The organism is Bacillus coahuilensis m4-4, from assembly GCF_000171615.1.
In the GTDB taxonomy this organism is placed as follows: Bacteria; Bacillota; Bacilli; order Bacillales; family Bacillaceae_K; genus Bacillus_T; species Bacillus_T coahuilensis.
In genome coordinates this window covers 1-5,000 of the sequence record NZ_ABFU01000025.1, presented here as the reverse complement: position 1 = coordinate 5,000, position 5,000 = coordinate 1, and the positions used below count along the sequence as shown (strand labels likewise).

Here is a 5,000-nt window from a genome sequence, read left to right as displayed (position 1 = left end):
GTCATTTAGACACCTTTTTTAATGCATTATTGATTAGATGTTTTAAGGTTTTGGGTAATACGGTCAAGGAATATCGCTAGAATGACAATGGATAAGCCCGCTTCAAATCCTGTACCAACTTCAATACGTGTTACTGCCCGGTACACATATACACCTAACCCAGGGGCCCCAACTAGTGACGCAATGACCACCATTGATAAAGAAAGCATAATGCTTTGGTTAATACCAGCCATAATGGTTTTAGTGGCTAAAGGTAACTGGACCTTAAATAACTTCTGACCAGTAGTTGACCCAAAAGCATTAGAAGCTTCAACCAAGTCCTCTGGAACTTGACGAATTCCTAGATTCGTTAATCGAATCGTTGGGGGCATAGCAAAAAATAACCGATGCAATAATCCCTGGGGTTACACCAATAGAGAAAAATAATATACATGGAATCAAATATACAAAAGCTGGCATCGTCTGCATAAAATCAAGAATCGGTGTGATAATCTCTTCTACTCTTTTTTCTGAGAAGACCATATACCAAGAGGTACACCTACAATGACGGAGATTAATACAGCTGTTAACACAAGGGCTAACGTCTGAAGTGTTGCTTCCCAATACCCAATATTTAAGATGAATAAAAATCCAACTAATGTAAAGACCGGTAATCCCCATTTTTTAGTAACCATATATCCTAAGCCTGTTAAAATAAAAATCATGAAGAAAGCAGGGACTAAATTTAACCCAAATACAAGAGCTTCTACAAAATTCTCAATCCCTATATCGATAATCTCAAAAAATTCTTCAAATGTATCTTGTATCCAATCAACTAATGAATCTACCCAGTCTTTTACGGGCAATCTAGGAATATTATTCATTATCTTTCACCTCTTCTAGATCAAATCCGGCAAGAGCTTGAATGACGCTTTCTCTTTTAATGATCCCTTTTACTCGTCTTTCTTCATCAAGAACAGGTAAAGGAAAAGGACTACTAGCCATTTTTTCAAACAAATCCTCTAAAACTTCATCTTTATTAGCAATTGGCACATTTCTATTCATGTAAGTTTCAATAGTTTGCTCTTGCTTAATCGCCACATTCACCTGTTCTGCTGTTAAAACTCCTTCAAATTGTTTCTTTTTATTTACCACAATTACACTCGATATTCCTGCATCCTTCATAAGCTTTAATGCAACTCTTGGTCCTCTATCCATTGGAATGGTTTCTGCTCGATTCATAACGGTTTCTGCTGTTAATACCTTGGCAAGATTTACATCTTCAACAAAACGCTCAACATAATCGTTAGCTGGATTCATCATTATTTCTTCAGGTGTTCCTACTTGAACAATACTTCCATCCTTCATAAGAGCAATTCGATCACCAATGCGTAATGCTTCATCTAAATCATGAGTAATGAACACGATTGTTTTATGCATTTTTTTCTTGAAGCTCTAGTAATTCATCTTGCATATCTTTACGAATTAAAGGATCTAAAGCACTAAATGCTTCGTCCATTAATAAAACGTCAGGGTCATTCGCTAATGCTCTTGCAAGACCAACACGCTGCTGCATCCCACCACTTAATTGGTTTGGATATGATTCCTCATACCCTCTTAATCCTACTAATTCTAAAGAATTCATCGCTTTTAGTTTTCTTTCATTTTTTTCTATACCTTGCACCTCAAGCCCATATGCTGCATTTTCTAATACTGTCCTATGAGGAAATAACGCAAATCTTTGGAAACCATACTTAGCTTCTTTCTTCTTACCTCTCTTAACGTTTCGCTATTCATTTTCACGATATCTTTCTCATCAATATAAACGTGACCACTTGTCGGTTCAATTAATCTATTAAGAAGTCGTACAAGGGTTGATTTACCACTACCTGACAATCCCATAATCACAAAAATTTCTCCTTGTTTTACCTCGAAACTAGCTCGATTGACTCCAACTGTCATTCCTGTTTCTTTTAAAATGTCACTCTTACTTTTACCATCTGATAATAATTGGACTCCCTTTTTCGGGTTTTTCCCAAAGATTTTTGTCACATCTTGGACTTTAATTTTCACTTGATCCATAAGGTCACCTCATCTGTCAATTTGTCGTTTAGTTACAACTTCCTAGATAAAATAATCGTGAAATACTATTAAGTAGGAGTAGTAGTTGAAAAATTTGAAATAAAAATAAGGTTTTATTTCGAAGAATAATCGAGGAGTAACGACTACTATTCTAGTAAAACATAGGTTTCTATTAAATTTCAAGGATTGTATGAAAATTCAACTCAATTACAATTGTTTACATAACATATTTGTTATGGTAAACAAATGTAAATAAACTAACTTTTTTGCAAAATTAATAGTGCTATGTTATGGTTAACCAGGTAGTTTTTTTTACTTAGTTTAGGAGGTATGTGAGAAACGTATGAAGAAAAAGACAATGACGTTAGCAAGTATGACGATTGCAGCTGGTATGTTATTAGGTGCATGTAGTGAGGAAACAAGTAGTAGTAAAGGTGAGTTAGAGTTTGCTATTAATAACTGGGCTGAAAATGTGGCTGTCTCTAATATGTGGAAAGTAGTATTAGAAGAAAAAGGTTATGAGGTAAAACTTACCGAGCTAGAAAAAGCTGGAGTTTGGACTAGCGTTGCGGAAGGTGACGTAGATATTGCTCCTGAAGCATGGTTACCTTTTACGGATGAACCATTCTATAAAGAGTATAAAGACAGTATTATTACTGGAGATAGCTGGTATGAAGGAACAGGTTTAGGTATTGCAGTTCCTACTTACATGAGTGAAGTAACAACTCTTGAAGATCTTTCCAATGTTTCAAGTGAGCTTGATGGAAAAATTTTCGGAATAGAAGCTGGCACTAGTTTAATGGATATCTCTGGCACAATGTTAGAAGAATATAATTTAGATTACGAACTCGTTCAGTCTTCTGAACCTGCTATGTTAACGGAGCTTAAAAAAGCAATGGATGATGAGTCACCTGTCGCGGTTACTCTTTGGAATCCACATTGGGCATTTGCTGAATATGATATAAAATATTTAGAAGACCCTAGAGGAGTTTACGGGGAACCCGATAACATTCATTACTTAGCTCGAGAAGGTTTCGACAAGGATTATCCTGAAGTTTTCGATGCATTTGAAGCTTGGGAACTTAATGATGACCAACTTGGAACTCTCATGAAATATATTGAAGATAGCAGTCCAGAAGAAGGCGCGAAAAAATGGGTAGAAGAAAATCAAGATTTAATTACTAGTTGGATGGAATAATTGAATGAATGAATGAAAGGAGTGGAAAAGTCAATTTCCCCTCCTTTTTTACATTTCTTTAAAAATTAGAGAGATTATGCAGGTAATTTTAAGAATTTATCGAATTTTAAAGATATACTACAAATAAGGAGGCCTTTTTAATGGAAGAAACTCTTATCTCCATTAAAAGGTGCTGCAAATTATGCAACAAAGAGATAGACGTCTATGAAAGCAGTACCACTATTGATATGATTTGTCATAGCTGTGGGTATTTTTATTTTAAAGATGTCATCGGTGGAATTGAAACGATAGAAGAAGGTCAAAAACATTCGTTAATTCATGATTAAGGATGCCGAGTGCATCCTTTTTTTCGTCATTCAATTTCCACTCCTCTTATTTCGAATTTCGTAGTAAAATAAAAGATAGTAACTAAAGGAGGATGTTTATGAATCAATTTGTTAATCAATTAGAAAAATATGCAGATTTAGTGGTCCGTGTAGGACTTAACTTACAAAATGGACAAAAATTATTAATTCGTGGAGACATTTCTGCATCAGCATTTATTCGTCTCGTGACAAAGAAAGCGTATGAAGCTGGGGCTCTAGAAGTGCTTGTAGATTATCGTGACGAAGAAATACAAAAACTAACAGTTACACATGCCCCAGAAGAAGGACTAACTGGTGTTCCTACATACATTGCAAACGGATATGTCGATTTGGCAGAAGAAAATATTGCGTTCTTAAATTTACAAACTCCTAATCCATCTTTTTATAAAGATGTAGATCCAAGTAGAATGGCTTCAATTAATAAATCAAGTAGCAGTAGAATGAATCCGTTTTTTCAATACATAACGAATGGTTCCATTTCGTGGGTAATTGTAACCTATGCCACAAAAGAGTGGGCTGCTAACGTCTTCCCTGATTTGTCTGAAGAAGAGGCACTAACAAAACTATGGGAGTTAATTTTTTATACAACTCGCGTTGATCAAGAAGATCCTGTTTCACTTTGGAAAAAACATATTAAAGAGATGACGTTAAATGCCAATAAGCTTAATAATAAGCAATTTAAAAAACTTCACTATCAAGGCCCAGGAACAGACTTAACGATTGAAATAACAAATAACGCGAAATGGATTTGTGCTGAATTTACAAATGACCAAGGCATTGCATTCGTTCCAAACTTACCAACAGAAGAAGTTTTCACAATCCCAAACAAATATGGAGTAAATGGTACAGTGAGTAGCACAAAACCTCTAGTATATAGCGGGAATATTATTGATCAATTCACATTGACATTTAAAGATGGTAAAGTAATTGATTTTTCTGCTGAAAAGGGATATGAAACGTTAAAGAATTTATTAGATACAGATGAAGGAGCAAAATACCTTGGTGAAATTGCCATTGTTCCACATGATTCTCCTATTTCTAATACTGGAGTAGTTTTCAATAATACTTTATTTGATGAAAATGCATCCTGCCACTTAGCCTTAGGAAATGCACTTGGTATTTGTGTAGAAAATAGTAAGGAAATGAATGATGAAGAATTAAATCAAATTGGGTTTAATAAAAGTATAACTCATGTAGATTTTATGATTGGTTCTGGCGAGTTAAATATTGACGGTGTACTTGACGATGGAACCACTCAACCAATTTTCCGAAATGGCAATTGGGCAATAAATTAACTGGTAATGGAGGCTGACTCAAAAGGTCGTTAAAAGACGATTTTTTGAAGTACTTCTTTTTATTATTATTTTAGAATTAAC

The 5,000-nt window shown here is 34.7% G+C and carries 4 protein-coding genes and 2 pseudogenes; 3 read left to right on the top strand and 3 right to left on the bottom strand.

Going from position 1 to position 5,000, the window contains the following annotated elements:
- Positions 1 to 26 precede the first annotated feature (26 nt).
- From M44_RS20745 to M44_RS27885, 3 genes and pseudogenes are all read right to left on the bottom strand, one after another.
- A pseudogene (locus M44_RS20745) lies at positions 27 to 863 on the bottom strand (ABC transporter permease).
- Positions 856 to 1,419, bottom strand: coding sequence for a CBS domain-containing protein (locus M44_RS27890; RefSeq protein WP_010171839.1), 564 nt, complete (start codon positions 1,417 to 1,419; stop codon positions 856 to 858). Before M44_RS27890 ends, M44_RS20745 begins: the two are co-directional and overlap by 8 nt.
- Positions 1,412 to 1,881 (bottom strand): annotated as a pseudogene (locus M44_RS27885) (ATP-binding cassette domain-containing protein). Before M44_RS27885 ends, M44_RS27890 begins: the two are co-directional and overlap by 8 nt.
- A 523-nt stretch (positions 1,882 to 2,404) precedes the next feature.
- On the opposite strand from M44_RS27885, the gene M44_RS05940 reads away from it, so the two are divergent.
- From M44_RS05940 to M44_RS05930, 3 genes are all read left to right on the top strand, one after another.
- Positions 2,405 to 3,259 (top strand): glycine betaine ABC transporter substrate-binding protein, encoded by an 855-nt coding sequence (locus M44_RS05940; protein WP_010171833.1) that lies wholly within the window; start codon positions 2,405 to 2,407, stop codon positions 3,257 to 3,259.
- 140 nt (positions 3,260 to 3,399) lie between these two features.
- On the top strand, positions 3,400 to 3,585 hold the full coding sequence (locus M44_RS05935) for a hypothetical protein (protein WP_010171831.1): 186 nt from the start codon (positions 3,400 to 3,402) through the stop codon (positions 3,583 to 3,585).
- Between the two features lie 98 nt (positions 3,586 to 3,683).
- Positions 3,684 to 4,919: an aminopeptidase gene (locus M44_RS05930; protein ID WP_010171829.1), complete on the top strand. Its 1,236-nt coding sequence runs from the start codon at positions 3,684 to 3,686 to the stop codon at positions 4,917 to 4,919.
- Positions 4,920 to 5,000 lie beyond the last annotated feature (81 nt).

Bases quoted from the DNA above. Each gene is read 5' to 3' on its own strand.
- M44_RS05940 (WP_010171833.1), top strand. From the start codon at position 2,405: ATGAAGAAAAAGACAATGACGTTAGCAAGTATGACGATTGCAGCTGGT.
- M44_RS05935 (WP_010171831.1), top strand. From the start codon at position 3,400: ATGGAAGAAACTCTTATCTCCATTAAAAGGTGCTGCAAATTATGCAAC.
- M44_RS05930 (WP_010171829.1), top strand. From the start codon at position 3,684: ATGAATCAATTTGTTAATCAATTAGAAAAATATGCAGATTTAGTGGTC.
- M44_RS27890 (WP_010171839.1), bottom strand. From the start codon at position 1,419: ATGCATAAAACAATCGTGTTCATTACTCATGATTTAGATGAAGCATTA.